Source organism: Xenorhabdus sp. KK7.4, from assembly GCF_963876465.1.
Classification (GTDB): domain Bacteria; phylum Pseudomonadota; class Gammaproteobacteria; order Enterobacterales; family Enterobacteriaceae; genus Xenorhabdus; species Xenorhabdus stockiae.
In genome coordinates, this window is sequence record NZ_CAWNQF010000084.1 from 1 (window position 1) to 17,897 (window position 17,897).

Below are 17,897 nucleotides of genomic sequence, written 5' to 3' on the forward strand. Positions count from 1 at the left end.
CACACGTTACATGAAACAGTCACACGTAACCATTGTTTTGTCGGTATATGTGGCAACTGCTCAGTAATGTGAAAAAATTCTTGAAAAAATCTGCAAATAGACTCTTTCAGAGAAAGTAAATCGAGTGTCCCACTATTATGAAAAGTTATTTAGCTGTAGAAATACAAAAAAATAGCGCGGAAGTATATAAATACATCTGCGCTATTTGTTATATTTCATCAATTGTTATACGCATCCGAATGCAATTTCTATGCAGATCCAGATAATATTTTTTTGGCTTTTTGAGCCGTATTGATAACTTTTATCCATTCAGCCTTAATAAGGTACTCTTTATCTGTTAATTCAGTACCATATTTATCGAACACAGCATCTAGTGCACTAACAAGACTAGCTATAGCATCAGCTTCTGCTTTTCCTGTCAAAATCCACCCAATCATTGATTCGGGGCTCTTTGCTAAATCAGTATCATCGTATAAAAAATGGATAGTATAATCCAATTCATCATGACCACCTCCTGGACGATTGCCTTCAACCCAAGCCTGATACTGATATTCTTCATCACACAACCCGTGAATATAATCGATTAATTCTTCACGCATATGTGGATACTTTAATCGGGAGAGTTCCAATTTTTCCATTTTTTATACTCACTTAAAGGAATATGTGCTTTTTCAGCATTATCAGCGATTGAACCTTTTATCGGTTTTCCATCTTTGCCAATAACCTGACCATTATGACGAATTATTACATGATCAACTTGTTGGGTCGGTTGGCTCACATTTGGATTTCCTTGATCGATACGAACACCATTCCCTTTGTTATTAGGATCTTGCCATCTAAAACCAACACCTTTTTTATTTGCCGTAGCTTTTCCCCAACCCGATGGGAATTTATTAGATACTGTATTTGGTACAATCCAGTGACTATTCACATTAGCTGATGGTGATATTGATGTATTTTTTACTAACTGATTCAGGCCAACTCCAGCCGATTTAGCCCCATAGACCATACCGACAGTATCCTGTACCACCAACGCAATTCTAGCCCACGTCGGCATATCATCCATAGCTTGTTGGTACTTGGCAGCATAATTTGCATCAGTGGTAATCTTAGCCTTCGCTTGCTCAGGCGTATAACCTTTCTCGACCAACCCAATCATATCGCGAGAATAATCATTGATAAGCTGACCAAACTTATCCATTTCATCAGGGTATTGCTTCAGCAAATCATAATAAGTTTGATACTCAACGTAGCCTCGATAAGATGTTTGGGCTTCAATCGCTAATTTCTGCTCACGCAAACAAGCGGAAGTTAGTCCCCCTTGGCAAGCCTTGATAAGTTGTTCATCACGCGATTGACTTTCTTTCTTGAGAATGTCAAGTTCCTGACGCTCACTCGTAGTAATGGTTCCTTCAGCTTGTTTCCGGCTTAATTGTTCTTCTCTCATTTTCTCAGTGAGATGAAGATAATTATTCTCGACTACAAGTTGTATCCAGACTCGCGATCATACTGACTGGAATTAAATAGCTAAGGATCTGAAGATTTTCTTTTACGAATTTCTTCTATCTTCGCCAATATCCAGATTCCAATTCCAACAGGCAATCCAGCACCAACTCCTACTCTCACAGTATAAATAAAATCATTCCAATGATAATTAAAATAGCCATTTTCGAAATAATAAAATGCAGGGACAGCTAACCCTGCAATAAAGGCCAAAATAAAAATAAACGATGTCCAGTAAACTATAAGTAAGATAAAAGCCTTTAATCCTATTTGTTTATTTTCCATTTTTAGCTCCATTTTCTTTTATTTGATTTTCAATACTGGTGCTTATTACTGTACCTACAGTAGCGCCGCCGACAGCCCCTCCTATTTCTGACGCTACAGGACTGACAACGACAGGAGCCAGTTTATCAGTAATTATTTTTCCACCTTTAACACCTGCTACAGTACCAACAGCAGCACCTATAACAGCTCCGGTTGCATCTTCACCTTTAAGTTGGCTACCTAGCCAAGCTCCACCTATATTTATCCCTTCTGTGTATACCAAACCTTTGCCTTGGGTTAATGCTCCCATACCAGCAGCGATAAGAGTGTCTGTATAGCTGTAGTTTTCGTTCGGTTTCATGGTGATGATCTGCTTTCCAGCATCAGATATTGCACCAAGTAAAGCTCCTCCTCCTACTGCTGCTGTCCCAGCAACAGGGGCAACTATAGTACCTCCCACAGCAGAAGCTCCTGCCCCCCAAGCAAATAACAGTCCTCTGACCGGATCTTGTCCTTCTGGATGCGTACCTTTCACTTGTTTCGCCAGCGCTTCCGACAACTCATCCGGGGTTGCCCCTTCTTTAAGCATTTGCATGGCGAGTGAACTTTGTGCCCGACCGTAATCCATCAGGCCTTTCGGTGCAGTTTCTGGGGTCAACATATTATTTTCGACCGCGTTTTTCGCACTCTGTGCCCCGGACACCCCACCGGCAGTAGAATCCGTTGTTAATCCGGCCGCAATGCCTCCGGCCAGTGTAGACAGATTGCTGATTTTTTCCTTCTCATCCGGTGTGAGTTCACTGGATGCTTTACCGGGATACAGGGCCTGTGCGATAGCCGGGACGGCCAGTTCGCCCCCGACCGCGCCCGTGGCACCAGCAATCGTTGAACCATCTTTCATTTCGGCAATGACACCGCCCAATATCGCGTGGGCCAACAAGTTAGTGGTTTGATTGCCGTCAGTCGCGGCTTTCACCGCATTGGCCAGAGACGGCGCGGCACCCGCGGCAATAGCGGCTTTGATATCCCCCCCTGCCAGCCCCTGAAGCGCCGATACCACGGCAGTGACTGCCTGACGGCGGTTGCCGCCAATATCGGCTCCCTGAGCCTTGATCGCTTCATGGTAAGCGAGCTGGTAGGCCCGGTCAGCCAGGGCGTCCGGCGTGGCCTTCACGTTTTCTTGGTCAAGCTGGGCTTTGGCTTTTTCTTTCCAGTATTGCTGTCTTTGCGGTTGATTAAAGTCGTCCGTTGCTTTTTTCGTAGCGGCAATCGCTTCCTGCGTATTGTAAATATCCAGTACCTGCGTGCCAATATTCGCGATGGCCTGCGCTTGCGCCAGTCGTTGCTGCTCTTGTGCTTTATCGAAAATCGGGTTGAGGCTATTAGCCGCATTCACCGTATCGCGGCTGAGCTGGCTCACATCCTGCTTCTGCTTACTGCTGTCATGGACAACAATCGATCCTTCACTTACGGCCGCATGGGTTGTGGACGTTTTGCTGTCCTGGTTCCCCGTGCCGGAAAGCATGTTCGAGGCCATATTGGAGACCAGTTGACTGCCCACGGCACCGCCCGTGCTGATCCCGGTACTCTGCTGTCCGGTTTGGTATGCCGCTTTATTCTGGATATCGCTAAAGCCCAGCGTACCGGTTTCCAGCCGGTTTTTGCCTTTGTCTGATCGACTTGCAATGACGGCGCCGTCCAGTTGGGTATGCTTGCCAACGTTGATATCAAACCCGCCTTTCCCGGCAAAAATGCCGGTCTGTTCGTTGACGGACTGGTACTGGCTGTCCATTTTTTCCCGGCTGGCATGGGCTGAGAATGATCCGCCCGGCACGCCGTAGGTCACGCTGGCGCCGATACTGGCGTTTTGTTGTTTGCTGCCGTAGTTGTCGGTGTCCTGCTCACTTTGCAGGTGCAGGTTACCCCCTATATTGGCGGTCACTTTCTCACCGCGCACCTGTGCCCCTTTCAGCCCGGCATCCTGTCCGGCATTCAGGGTCACCTGACCGCCTGCGGTGATCTGGGTTTCCGTATGGGTCAGCTTATCCCCGTTTTCATGGCCTTTGCCGACATTCCCGCCTGCGGAGAATTTCAGGCCGGTTCCGCCCTGCCCCACGGTCAGCCCGACACCAATATTGCCCCCTTTACTGCTGTTCTGGCCCCGGAGTGTTTCGGTATTTTGGCCTGATGTCAGGGTCATATTTCGTTTAGCACTTAGGCTGATATCCCTGCCGGCGTTCAGTTCGCTGCCCTGGACCTGAATATCCCCACCGCTGCCGGGTTTTTCTTTCTCGCCGGTGGCGGTAATACGAATATCCCGCCCTGCGTTCAGCTGACTGCCCTGCGTCACCGTTTGTTCATGCCGGGTGGCCGATTTTGATGACTGGCTGCCCAGCGACAGCTGCCCCCCAATCACATCGGTGGGTTTCTCGGCCTGCCCCCCCATCTGATTAATCGCTGCCGCTTTGGCCGACTGCGCCTCGCTCAATTGCCACGCCTGAAGCGCCTGCGCACCGGAGAGTGCAGCTTGCGTATCCAGCAGCGTTTTGAGCCGCCCTTCACTGGCTTTTCTGGCCTGCTGGGCTGCGCTGACTCCCGTATTGAGCGCACTACCTACCGTGCCTGACAGTGACAGCGTCAAACCGCTCTGCTTCGATTCAAACGTTTCTTCCCGCGTGCGTTTGTCATAGCCCGGATCAATGTGTACATTGTTGCCGGTGATACTGAGATCCTGGCCTGCGACTAAATTCGATCCGCTGATATGGGCACGGTGACCGGCGGTAATATTCACATCGCCCCGGTTGCTCCCTACTGTGCTGGCACTCTGGCTTTGTGTAGTACCATTTTCATTGCTCTGATGGCGGCTAGACTGACTGCCCACGGTAAAACCGATCCCCCCACTACTGAGTAATCCGCGCTTTTTCTTTTCTTCCCGCCGATAATGAGACTGCGTTTCAGTAGCGGCAGTCACATCGACATTGTTGCCGGCCTGTAAGGTCACGTCCTTATCTCCGGCTATCGCCGAGCCGCTCACCGCCAAATCATTGCCCGCAGCCAGATGAATGCGGTCTCCACTGAGCAGGGTGCCTGTCTCGCGGGTGACGTTATCTTTCTGTGCTGCATAACGACGCTGCTCAGACAAAATGCTTGCTTTATCCGAACGGGCTTCCAAGTGCAAATAATCACGCTCAGTGGCACTGTTGAGTGTCATATCCTTTTTCGCCTGCAGCGCCAGAGCTCCCTGTTCGCTATGCAACGTGCTGCCCGTCACCGTGATGTCGCTTTCACGGGCAACTACCGCAATACCGTCACGTCCGCTGAAGGTACTGCCTATACTCTTGTCACGGACTGTCTCCATATTACGCTGATTCTTTGTGCTTCCTACCCGTGTCTTTTCTCTGTCCTGATCCGTCACGGACTGGCGGGCATCCTTGATAGTAACCGCTTGGGCACTCAGCCCAATTCCCCCTGACTGACTCTCAACCTGTGCACCTTCTGCCATGAAATTTTTTCCCGCCAGAATAGTCACGTTTTTATTGCCGCTCAGCGTGCTGAGATGCAGCCGGTCTTCCCGGCGACTGTTGTGCACCGATGAAGTGCGACTATTGGCTTCCAGATCGGTACGGGTGGTGGCTGTATCCGCCAGTAACTTCACATCCCCACCCGCCTGCAACCGGGTGAGGCCATCCGCTTTCGCCTGGCTGCCCTTCAGGATCAGATCCCGTCCTGCTGTCAGACTGAGGTTTCCCCCAGCATTCAGCGTACTGCCCAGTGCCTGTTGCCACTCGCCGCTGATGCGTGCCCGTCGCTTCCCGGCCTCTTCTATACCGCTACTGGTACGGTTGCCCATTGCACCTGAGATTACGTCTATGCTGCCTGTGATACGGCTTCGGGCTGTCGTGATATCCAGATTATTGCGGGCGTGCAGGCTAAGATTCTGCAGGGCATCCAGTTTCGCCCCCTGCAGCCCGATATCACCGCCGCTGAGACTGATATCACGGGCACTCATTGTCGCCTGACGCAAGGCGTCCTGCAGGTTGGTGATCAGCGACAGGCTGTCTGCCTGTACGCTGATGCTGTCAGCGCGGATATCCCCGCTCTGATGCCGGAACTGACCGGCATCAATGTTAAGCGCCTGGTTGGAAAACAGATTGCCCGCGTTTTTAATGTTGTCGGCTGACAGTTGCAGGGTGTTCCCGCCAATGACGGCACCATCACCGGCCAGGCGTAACGTGGTGTTCGCCAGATAAACTTTAGGTACCCACACGGTCTGCGGGCCGGTGTCGGTATCGACTGTCTCACTCACCAGCCAGGTGATATCCTGTTGCAACGCGGCAATCTGTTCCGGCGTCAGCGCTACACCCGGTACCAGTTGAAAATCTTTCGCCACCTTAATACCGTTTTTCATCAATGATTTATATTGTTCCAGCGCATCTTCGCCACGTACAGAAGGCCGGCCGGTTAGCTGGAGTAATTGTTCACGTACCAGCCGTTGCTCATAGAACCCATCCCCCAATCGTTTATGGATCCGGTCATGGTTATATCCCATTTGCTGCAGCATATAATCACTGCTGATGAACCGGCTTCTGTTGGTAAAGCGTTCGTCGGTCACCACCAGATAACGGCTTTCCGGTGCCGGGTGCTGACGGAACAAACCGTTATTGGGGAGAGCGGTAGCCACGCTACCGAGGTGTTGCTTGTCGGTCAGGATCCGTTCGGCCGGAGTGAGCGGTCGGCGGCTTGGCGTGAGTGGCGGGATATCCGGTGTCAGACGCGGGCTGCCCGGCGTAAACGGCGGGATATCCGACGTCAACCTTTGGCTGCCTGATGTGAACGGTGGGATGTCTGCTGTCAACCGTTGGCCGCCCGACGTAAGCGACGGGATATCTGGGGTCGCCAGTCTGCTGCCGGATGTCAGTTGCCTATCCCCTGTTTGCCAGGCTCCCCCGTCAACCTCCACCGACAGCGGATTGCGTTCCCATTGTGTCCGTTCGGCGGTAATGGCTTTCTGGGCTGCCGCAACACGGCTAATTTGTGCCTGATTAACCGTGGTATTTTCAATAGATGCCCCGTTGATAGAAACATTTCCCTGCCCGGTGATAATGCTGTCGACAGTGTCTATCGCCGTGGTTTCCTCGTGATTGAATTGAGGATACCAGTGGCGGGTATCCCTGTCGTAGTGGTCAGAAATGAATTCCGTCCGGCGTTCATTCACGGAATAGCCCTGATTAGTGATCTTACCGTTGCCTTTTATCGACAGATTACCGTTAGTACTGATCGTACTGGCGTCATTACGCAGTTGATTGGTAATGTTGAGCACCAGGTTGTGACCCGAGAGAATATGGGCACCAATCCCCTTGGACACCAATTTATCCCGTATCCGGGTTCCGGTGACCGAGCGCTCCCGGAAATTGTTGTAATCCGTCACATAGGGTGCATCCGCCATGTTGATGTGTTTCGCCGGATCCCACTGCTCAATGTATCCCCGGTTATGCTCGCGCCAGACGGTATTGTGATAAGGTGTCGGCACCTCGTGCTGACGATGCCCCCGTGTCTCGTAGAACGTCATGTCATAGCTGCCGCCACGGCCCGGTGTGAGGGCAAGATAGTTCACCCACAGTTCACGCATCTGCCCTTCGTTGTCTTTCACCCGTACCTGTGCACGTTTACCGGCCGCATCGATATTCAGCAGGGTACCGTAGCGATTCATTTCCGCTTCTGCGTTATTGCGGAATGTCAGACGCTGTTTGACGGGAGCGATGGTATTGTGATCGGTATTAACCGATGAGCCATAAGATCGCCAGTTGTAGTGATAACGATGCCATTCGTATTCGCTTTTTTCCGCTTCTCTCTCGATGTAAAGCCCTGTACGCAAGTTATCCAGCCGCTTTGCCTCAATCACGGCATTTTTATCAGCCTCAATGCGGCTGCGCCGGTTCTCAATCAGATCACCACTGCCCAGATACAGTGAACCACTGCTGTAGATCAAGCTGCCATTCCGGTTTTTCAGATATGTACTGGCACGCAGGCTCAACGCTTCCGTGGCAGCGATCACCGCATTACGCCCGTAGTTATCAATGACCCGGCTACGTACCGTGATATCATCCCCCATCACTGTAGCAGTGTTATCCAGTCTGTCGCTGGTGAGCATCATGCTGTCAGCTTCCAGTCGCCCCCCATTGCGCAGACTTCCCGTGGTCAGTTGCAGGGCTTTTCCGATAAGGTTTTTCACGTTGGTGAAATGGGTGCTGTTGACGGTCAGGCTACCCGGCAGTCGCCAGTCGGCCTCATTCGTCAACGTACCGGCAATGTTGAAAGTCACCGCCCCGTTACTGCTCAGCGTATCACCGAGCCGGTGGGTGTAATCCTGCTGCACGGTCAGCGCCAACGACTGCTGACTGAGTACGGTTCCACCCTGGTTATTCAGGAGGCGGGTATTGATTGCCAGACGTTCTCCACTTTGAATGGTTCCGCCCTGATTAGAGAGTGTCAGCACAGAAGGGGCATCAGTGTTAATGTTGAACGTATTGTTGGCGAGGAGAGATCCCTGCTGATTGTTCAGTACTTCAAGGCGCGATAGCGTCAGGGAACCCGCACTTTGCAAGCGTCCTGCACGATTGTTTAGCTCACGTGCGATCACATCGGTATGGGTCGTGCCCTGTAACAATCCACCTTCGTGATTGTTCAGCCGGTTAGTCTGCACAACCAGCGCATTCTGGCTGGTAATTTTTCCTTGCCCGTCGTTATTGATCTGCTGACTGTTAAGATGCATCGCACCGGTGGAGACCAGTTGCCCACCCTGGTTGTTCACCTGTTCACTATTGAGTGTTAATGTGCCGCCACTGTGCACTTTACCCTGCGGGTTATTGAGTTCATTAAGACGGTAAACCCCGTCCCACTGGCTGATAAGGGTACCGTTCTGATTATCAAGCCGGCTCGCCGCAAGATTAATTCCGCCCTGACTGCTGAAGATCCCCTGCAGGTTATCCACCCGCCCGGCCGATATTTGTTGATTACCATGGCTTCTCACCGCGCCCTGACTATTATCCAGCCGTTCCAGAATACGCAGACCCAACGCTTGCTGACTCGCCATCGAGCCGGCCTTGTTCAGCAGCGACTGCGCAACAATCTGCATATCTCCCTCGCTTTGCAGTTTACCCTGTCGGTTATCCAGGCTGCCGCTTAAGACCAGCCGCAGGAGCTTTTGGCTGTAGATCAACCCGTTTTGCTGGTTATCCACGTTTTTCACTGTCACAGTGAGGTCGTCACCGGCCAGCAACTGGCCGCCCCTGTTCTGCAATAAACCGGCGGCTGTGCCCTTTGCCGTTCCCGCGACATCCAGCATTCCCTGAGCGCTGATTTTACCGGCCCGGTTATCAACCTTGTCTGCCTGTAGCATCAAGGCACCCGCTGACTGCAGTGTGCCTTTCTGGTTATCCAGCGTATTCACCGTCAGTGTTGTCGCCTGCTGGCTCAGTATGTCGCCATCACGGTTGTCAAACCGTCTGCCTGAGGCAGACCAGCCTCCCTGACTGCCCATCCATCCCCCGGCGTTAACCATCTCCTCCGCCCGCAGGAACTGCATCAGTTTGCTGAAGATATGGCCGTGACTGTTATCCAGTGTGCGGGTGAAGTTCATATCCAGCGCATCCAGCACCTGAACTTCTCCCTTCGCATTGCGGAGACTCTGAGCATTCACTGAACTACGTCCACCACTAGCCAATTTACCGCCCTGATTGTCCCAATCGCCCGTGAGATCCAAACTCAGTGCCTGCAAGCTCTGGATAAATCCCTGCTGGCGGTTGAGCAGGTTCTTACCCTGTAATAACAGGGCGCCACCACTCAGTAACGTGCCCGCGTCATTGTTCAGCAGGCCATTTTCCCCGCCCTGCCATTGCAGGCGTTGCTGTGCTGTCAGCGTCCCCGCCTGATTAATGACATCCCCGGTACTGTCGAGAGCCAGATCGCCCCCAGAACGCAATTTTCCCTCCGTATTATCGATACTCTGCGCGGAGACGGTCACCTGTTTACCGCCTTGTGCCGTGCCGCCGCGGTTATTCCAGTGACCGTCCGTGTGGATCGTCAGTGCCTCTGCGGCCTCAAACAATCCAGCCTCACTGTTAATCGCCTCGCGGGCTTCAAGCTGTAAGCGCCCCTGGCTGAGTACTTTGCCCTGCATATTATTCAGGTACTGTGCTGTCAGTTGCAGCTGTTCGCCGCCCATTTCCCCGGACTGGTTATCCACACGGCCGGCCATGGTCAGATCCAGTGCCTGCTGACTCAGGATAAGCCCCTGCTGGCGGTTGGTGAGCTGCCCACCCACAAGGGCTATCGCGCCATCGCTGAGCAACGTACCCGCATCATTATTCAGCAGGCTGTTAACACCCCCCTGCCAGCGCAGGTTGTGTTGTGCTGCCAGAATACCCGCCTGATTAATGAGATCCCCGGTACTGTCGAGCGTCAGATCGCCCCCAGAACGCAATTTTCCCGCCGTGTTGTCGACACTCTGCGCGGAGACGATGACCTGTTTACCGCCTTGTGCCGTGCCGCCGCGATTATTCCAATGACCGCCCGTATGGATCACCAGCTCCTCGTCGGCTTCAAACCGCCCCCCCTCACTGTCGATCGCCTCACGGGTTTCAATCTGTAAGGGCCCCTGACTGAGCATTTTTCCCTGCATATTATTCAGGTGCTGTGCTGTCAGTTGTAGCTGCTTACCACCCATTTCCCCGGACTGGTTATCCACACGGCCGGCGATGGTCAGATCCAGTGCCTGCTGACTCAGGATAAGCCCCTCTTGGCGGTTGGTGAGTTGCCCACCCACAAGGGCTATCGCGCCATCGCTGAACAACGTACCCGCATCATTATTCAGCAGGCTGTTAACACCCCCCTGCCAGCGCAGGTTGCGTTGTGCCGACAGAATGCCTGCCTGATTAATCACATCCCCGGTACTATCAAGTATCAGATCGCCCCCGGAGTACAGTTTACCGTCGCGGTTGTCGATGTTCTGCACGGAGACAGTCACCTGATTGCCCCCTTGTGCCGTGCCGCCGCGGTTATTCCAGTGGCCGTCCGTATGGATTGCCAGTGTTTCTTCGGCTTCAAACCGACCATCCTCATTGTCGATGGCCTGATCCGCATCTATCTGCAAACGCCCCTGACTAAACAATTTACCCCGCGTATTGTTCAGGCGCCGGGTTGTCAGTTGCAGCTGTTTGCCACCCACCTCCCCAGACTGGTTATCCACACTGCCGGCGATGGACAGATCCAGTGCCTGCTGACTCCGGATAAGCCCCTGTTGGCGGTTGAGCAGATTCTTACCCTGTAATAACAGGGCGCCGTCACTCAGTAGCGTACCCGCATCATTGTTCAGCAGGCCATTTTCCCCGCCCTGCCAGCGCAGGTTGTGTTGTGCCGCCAAGATACCCGCCTGATTAATCACATCTCTGGTACTGTCGAGCGTCAGGTCGCCCCCGGAGCGTAGTTGGCCCTTCGTGTTGTCGATACTCTGCGCAGAGACGATGACCTGTTTGTCTCCTCTTGCTCGACCACCGCGATTATCCCAATGACCGTCCGTGTGGATCACCAGCTCCTCGTCAGCTTCCAACAGCCCACTCTCACTGTCGATGGCCTGACCCGCCTCTATCTGCAAACGCCCCTGGCTAAGCAACTTACCCCGCGTATTGTTCAGGCGCCGGGTTGTCAGTTGCAGCTGTTTGCCACTCATCCCCCCCGACTGATTATCGATGCTCTCGGCGGTGGTCAGGGTCAGCTTTTGCTTGCTCAGGATTGTACCCTGCTGGCGGTTGAGCAGCGTCTTACCTTTCAATGACATGGCGCCGTCACTCAATAACGTGCCCGCGTCATTGTTCAGCAGGCTGTTAACACCCCCCTGCCAGTGCAGGTTGTGTTGTGCCGCCAGGATGCCTGCCTGATTAATGACATTCCCGGTACTATCAAGTATCAGGTCACCCCCGGAGCGTAGTTGGCCCTTCGTATTGTCGATACTCTGCACAGAGACGTTGACCTGCTTGCCGCCTTTTGCCGTGCCGCCACGGTTATTCCAGTGACTACCTGTTCGAATCACCAGCGCTTCATCGGTCTCCAATAGACCGTTCTGATTGTCAATGCCGTCCTGATGATTCAGCACCAGTGCTTCTGGTCCGGTTTGGGTGATTTTGCCCTGACGATTGTTCAATTTTCGGCTGGTTAACGTCAGGAGCTCCGCACTCAGATCTCCGCGCTGGTTATCAATGTGCTCAGGTGCGTTGAGCGTGAGATTTTGACGGGCATGGACTTTGGCATCCTGTAAATTCAGTTGCGTGTCTGATGTCAGTGTCAGGTTGCGGGCTGATGTCTGGCTTTTCTCCAGTGAGAGATCCTGAGCTTCGACAGAGACATTATCGTGCGCTGCAATCTGCCCCTTCAATTGTGCGGTTTTTCTGGCTTTAAGGGTCAGCGTGCCGGGTTGCGTCACGTTACCGTCACGATCTACACCGGCAGCCAGCTGACCATCGGCCTGATTCTGTATGGCAGTGCTCTGACTGGTCAGATGACGCCCCGCCCGAATTTTGCCCTGATTAGCTAACTGATCGCGCACGGTCAGGGTGATATCCCGGTTAGCCGTCATTTCACCCTGATTGGCCAGATCCCCCTGATTATCAATCTTGATATCCTTTGAAGCCGTCAGCTTGCCACTGTTGGTGAGATGTCCCTCACTGCGGACGACCAACTCATGGGCCTGTACTTGCCCCTGATTTAACCAGTTGCCCTCATTTTTCAGGGTGATGTTTTCAGACGCAGCCAGAGTTCCCCCGTTAGTCAGCTGACCCCGACTGTCAATCGTCAGACGACCGGGCTGGGTCAGTTTACCGTTCTTATCAACACCCGCAGCCATCTCGCCCTGATTCACCAGACTCCCCTTATTTTGACTGGTGATATTCCCGGACGCGGTGATTGAGCCGCTATTGATCAGTTTCCCGTTGCTGTTGAGCACCACATCCCCGGCCTGTGCCCCTAAATGCCCCGCATTACGCACACCGACCCCTTTTTCCGTGCCCACCAGTTTTATTTTGTTGGCATACATACCGCCAATGGCAGCCACATCCAGGCTGAATTCGGGCTTGCCGTTTCCGTCACTGACGGCGGTTTGCAGCACATTACCTTGTGTATCTGTCCGGTTCTGACCGGTGGTAACGGTTAAATTCTGTGCGTGCAGTTTGGCATTTATTTTCACAGCCCGGGCAATCAGACGGGTATGATCACTTTTTTCATCATTCAATCCCTTCCCCTCAACCGCAATCTGACCGTTTTTCACGTCGAATCCTTTCAGGCGACCATTTTCCAGCACGGCCTGTCCCGCAGCCAGCGTGGTCTTATTCGCATTAATAAAACCACAGCCTTGACAGGTGATCCCGGCTGGGTTCGCCACAATCACTTCTGCCCGTTGACCGGCAACTTCGATGAAACCATTCAGCTTACTGGGATCACGACTATTGACTTCATTGAGGATAATTTTGGCTTCCCCTTTGGCCAACCATGGGTTACCGGTGATATGACCGGCCAGCGCCGTTTTGGTATTCGCGGTACTGTTATTGAGGATGGCCCCTTTTTGCTCCACATCAAACTGCCGATACTGGTTACGGGATACCCCATCATTATTCGGAGTCTGAATGTTGACCTGCGGGATACCGTTGGCGGTGGCGATAACTGTCGGTTGTTCTTTGCCGGGGGCTTGGTTATCCGCCATAATCGTGGCGCCGACAGGCTGACTGACCAACCCCAACGCCAATGAAACGCCCAGAATTAATGGCCGCAACGAAACGTAGCGGGATGACACCGCGTTGACGGGGATGTCACGGTGTGTCGACTCCATGGTATGGCTTTTCGCCAGTTCTGAAACCACTATCAGCATTTGACGGGTCTTGCTGAAAATCACGCGATAACGCAGCTTATTCATCGTGCGAACCTCATTTCAGTAGTGTCACCGGGGATGAGTAGCTTGCCATGAGTGCGCTTCATTCCCCCCTGAATTCAATCACTGTTTGGTCCCGCACGTCACCCGTATGGTATCGTGCGCAGAAATAGGAACAGGAAACAATCGTGCGTTTCAATAAGTGGCACTAAGGCAACACGCCGCTCTCAGCACTCATGCAGAGAGCAGCCTCAACACCACTTAACATCGGTATTTGTCCTCAGTACTGCCAGTTCAGGCTAAACGCCACATACGTTGGGTCAGTTTTAAACCCGTCCGGTTTGGAAAAAGGCGTTCCGACAGACACATCGTAGACTAAATTGGCTGAGCGGATCGGGCCTTTCATTCCCAATAGACCGCCAGACAGTGTGCGGCCAATTTCAAAGGCCGTGTTATTGCCGCTTACACGACCATAATCGGCGCCCAGATAAAGCTGTTGTTCCGACAGTGGGGTCTGCCATGAGAAGGTGTTGCGCACCGTCCAGCCTTCATCAGCACTCAGCGAATGTTCACCGTCAAAACCGCGTACCGTCCAACGATTACCGATGCTGAACCGATCCTGAGGTGTCAATGGCTTGTAGCTCCATTGTTGTTGGTATTCAATGCGGTGCTGAAAAGACTGGCTGTCCAGCGTAAAAGGGGTATTGAGCGAGGCGGAAAGCTGAGTGAGCCGCGGTTTGGCCGTAGCATAATTTTCACTGTCCGGTGAATAACGGGTTTCTTCCGATGCAGACAGGGCTCCGAACCAACGGGTACCTTGCTGGTAACGTATGCCGGCATCCAGTACCGCATCCCCGATATAATGGCGGTGATCCAGTCTCAGGCTCCAGTTACTGGTTCGGCGCTTTTGGCCCTCAACTTCGGTTTGCTTGATGAAGTTCCGGGTTTGGCGGACATTCACGCCATACGTTAACGTCGTCTTAGAATGCGTATTGCGGTGTAACACCCGGCTAAGTTGGGCATTGAGACTTTGACTCCGGCCACGGTATTTTGCATCCTCAGTCAGGAGAGGGACCGTTTGTGCATACGTGTATTTGCTGCCGGTAACAGCAAACTGCCAATAGCCAAAAGGTACGGAATAATGCGCGGTGTAATTGGCCGAATGTTTGCGGCCGGTAAAGGATAAATCCTTTGTCACCGCCACATAAAGCAGGTCACTCAGTGAGGTCGGATTATCGAGGGCGAACATCATCCCTCCCTGCTCCCGCCCGGTGGCTTTTGTGCCACTGTTATCCAGCCAGGCCCCCATATGCCAGAAGCGGGACTGCTGACGCTGGACAACGATATCTGTTTCGCCGGGCTCGTCCCCCGGCACCAGTTCCATGGATGCCTGAGTATTCTGTGCACTCTGGAGGGCTTCCATCCCTTGTTCAATCGCCCGTAAATCCAACAATTCTCCTGCCCCGGCAGGTATCGCCGTAAACAGAGAGGCGTATTTATCCGCCCCATCCGCATAACGGATCTGCCGGATTTTTCCCGGTACCACATTCAGTTTTAGATCACCCTGACTGAGATCCTGCTCCGGAACCAATATCCGTGTTGTCACCCAGCCGTGTGAAATCAGCCGATTCTGCATGTTACTCATCAGCAGTCCAATGCCCTGCGCCCCCAGGCACTGTCCAACGGCTTGATCAGCCAGACGCTGCAAGGGAACCCAGTGAGGCAAGGCCTCACGGCCCGATAACGTCACCTGGCGGATATCAAAACAGGGTGACTCTTTAGGAAAAGTCAAATGAGACGACGACACCGCTTCGGCATCATCTGACAGACTGACCCGGGGCGGCTTGGCTTCCAGCCGTTGCGCCTGCGCCTGCTGTTGCTGTTGTTGGTGAATTAAGGGTTCATCTGCATACACAGGCAGTAGAGTAAATATCCCCCATCCGGTCAGCCCGGTGGCTATTTTTTTCCGGCTGAAAAAAGTTTTTGTCATATTTTTTCTCAAATGAAAAAGACGGGAACATTATCTTTAAACCACAATGCGAAAACCTTCGGTGAAGGGAAAAGTATGTCTCAGATTATTGATGTTTCAATCTAATCATCATGTAAAAAATAGGTTATTTCTGGCGCAATAAAACCAAAATAAAGATTAAAGAAAATTTAAAGGGTTAATGTTATGAATAATAATGGAAATATTAAATCATCGTGACCTAAATAGAATTTAAACGAAATGAGTTTTTATAAATAGACACTCATTCATATACAAAATATTAAAAAATTTCGTCTATTTTAGGCAGAAAACCGTGCCATTCTCTATTGAGGGAAAATATAAAAAGAGACACACAATGAGCCCTGTTTCTAAATTTGTGTAATGACTTATTTTAAGTATCGAAACAATTATCAATAGATTAAAAAAAGGAAAATAGAAAATTAAGATTCAACTTAAGGCGCAACATCCTGCCCCTTAAGTTTTAAAAAGAGCATCTGATTACTTGCCTTTGGACATCATCTTCTGCATCACCAGCTGTCCGAACATGCCCGCTGATTGCCTGACCTGCCCCACGCCCTGGCTCATCATGCCTGCCATATCGCCCATACGTACACCGGCCCACGCTAATGCGCCCAGCCAGACCATCGGCAGCACAATAAACAGTGTGCCCATCACCAGCCCCATGATTAAATCATCCTAGGTGTTCTGAATGCCGGCCAAGTTAAACAGACTATGGGTGTCTGAGCCGTACAGCGCTTCCAGTAAATGGCTGTCCAGCCAACGTGCCAGCTCCCACCAAAACGTCAGGAAATTCAGTGCGAAAATCACAAACGTCAGCGTAAAGATGGTCTTAAATTCATAGGCCGCAAACAACACAATCAGGGGTATGAGGATACCCTGAACAGTCAGTTTCACTTTATCCGCCATAACCAGCACTGGCGTCCGGCACCGTTGCCGAAACCGGTGATTGACGGCCCACAAATTGCCAACGTCGTGGGACCTGCGGGAGAAGAAATCTTCTGTGACCAGTATGGGCGTATCCGCCTCCAGTTCCCGTGGGATCGCTACGGCAAGAGCGATGACCAGAGTTCCTGCTGGATACGGGTCACCCAGCCGTGGGCCGGTCAGGGCTGGGGGATGCTCGCTATCCCGCGTATCGGGCAGGAAGTCGTGGTGGATTTTCTGCATGGCGACCCGGATCAGCCCATCGTCACCGGTCGCACCTACCATGCCAACAATATCCCGCCGGGCGGGCTGCCGGGCAGCAAAACCCAGATGGCCTTTCGTTCCAAGACCCACAAAGGTGAGGGCTATAACGAACTGCTGTTCGAGGATGCCAAAGGCAGTGAGAAACTGTCACTGCACGCGCAGAAAGACATGGATACCACCGTCCTGAATGACCGCAGTACCCGCGTAATGCACGACCATACCGAAAGTGTCGGTCACAATCAGGCTATCAGCGTACGGGCTGACCGGCATAAAGAAGTGGTCGGCATGGAAGTGAGCAGCATAGGGACACGGCAGGTCACCGTAGAAAAAACCAGCGTCCTCAGCGTCAAAGGACAAATTACTATTCAGTCTACCGAAAGCGGTATCACCCTCGGCAACACCAAAGGGAGTATCGCGATTGATGCCGACGGCAATATCCATATTACCGGTAAGACCGTCATTGTGAACGGACAAGAGGTTATCACCCTGAACTGAGTCCGGGCAGGCCAACAATAAGACTGACACCCGCTCAGCCGTATTTTTACGGCGGGCTGAATATCAATGACGTAAAAAGAGTGAAAAGGAAAATTATGAGCACACAACCCTACCAGATGAACGAAGGTACCCTGACCCTGCCTGCCGGCTGGCGTGATGAATCGATGCACGTGTTTGTGCTGCCAGATGACAGCGGCGTCAATCTGGTGATTAACCGCACTCCGGTGCCGGCAGGCACGGACAGCGATGCGTATTATGAACAGACACTGGCCCAGTTTGTCACCCACCTGCCGGGGTATCAGGAGCATCAGCGACTGCAAATGGAACTCAGCGGTGACACGGCGTGGCGGCTGGATTACCAATGGCAAAGCCCGGAAGGGGAAATGCACCAGACCGTGGTGCTGCAAATCCGGGGCAGTCAGTTGCTGGCGTTTAATCTGACCTCGCCACAACCGATGAACAACGGGCAGCGGGAAGCTTTACTGGTGGTGGTGAGCAGTTTTCAGGCGGCATAAGGAGAGACCA

6 protein-coding genes and 2 pseudogenes are annotated in these 17,897 nt (G+C 52.3%); 2 read left to right on the forward strand and 6 right to left on the reverse strand.

Features of this window, described 5'->3' with window-relative positions:
• Positions 1–248: 248 nt before the first annotated feature.
• The 6 genes and pseudogenes from AACS90_RS14775 to AACS90_RS14800 form a co-directional block, all read right to left on the reverse strand.
• Entirely contained in the window at positions 249–638 is a 390-nt protein-coding gene (locus tag AACS90_RS14775; protein ID WP_193757272.1) for an SCO4402 family protein, read from the reverse strand.
• Complete coding sequence (locus AACS90_RS14780; protein WP_206601860.1) at positions 611–1,447, reverse strand: DUF6862 domain-containing protein; 837 nt, start codon at positions 1,445–1,447, stop codon at positions 611–613. The genes AACS90_RS14775 and AACS90_RS14780 overlap by 28 nt, the downstream gene beginning before the upstream one ends.
• Positions 1,448–1,527: 80 nt before the next feature.
• On the reverse strand, positions 1,528–1,788 hold the full coding sequence (locus tag AACS90_RS14785; protein ID WP_099123203.1) for a hypothetical protein: 261 nt from the start codon (positions 1,786–1,788) through the stop codon (positions 1,528–1,530).
• Positions 1,778–13,726, reverse strand: coding sequence for a hemagglutinin repeat-containing protein (locus AACS90_RS14790; RefSeq protein WP_099123204.1), 11,949 nt, complete (start codon positions 13,724–13,726; stop codon positions 1,778–1,780). Before AACS90_RS14790 ends, AACS90_RS14785 begins: the two co-directional genes overlap by 11 nt.
• A gap of 235 nt (positions 13,727–13,961) precedes the next feature.
• Positions 13,962–15,671 (reverse strand): ShlB/FhaC/HecB family hemolysin secretion/activation protein, encoded by a 1,710-nt coding sequence (locus AACS90_RS14795; RefSeq protein WP_099123205.1) that lies wholly within the window; start codon positions 15,669–15,671, stop codon positions 13,962–13,964.
• Between the two features lie 495 nt (positions 15,672–16,166).
• Positions 16,167–16,562: pseudogene (locus AACS90_RS14800) on the reverse strand (conjugal transfer protein TraG N-terminal domain-containing protein); the annotation flags it as partial.
• On the opposite strand from AACS90_RS14800, the pseudogene tssI reads away from it, so the two are divergent.
• Positions 16,563–17,372, forward strand: a pseudogene (gene tssI / locus AACS90_RS14805) (type VI secretion system tip protein TssI/VgrG); the annotation flags it as partial. It lies immediately after the preceding pseudogene.
• A gap of 95 nt (positions 17,373–17,467) precedes the next feature.
• Positions 17,468–17,887 (forward strand): DUF1795 domain-containing protein, encoded by a 420-nt coding sequence (locus tag AACS90_RS14810; RefSeq protein WP_099123206.1) that lies wholly within the window; start codon positions 17,468–17,470, stop codon positions 17,885–17,887.
• Positions 17,888–17,897 lie beyond the last annotated feature (10 nt).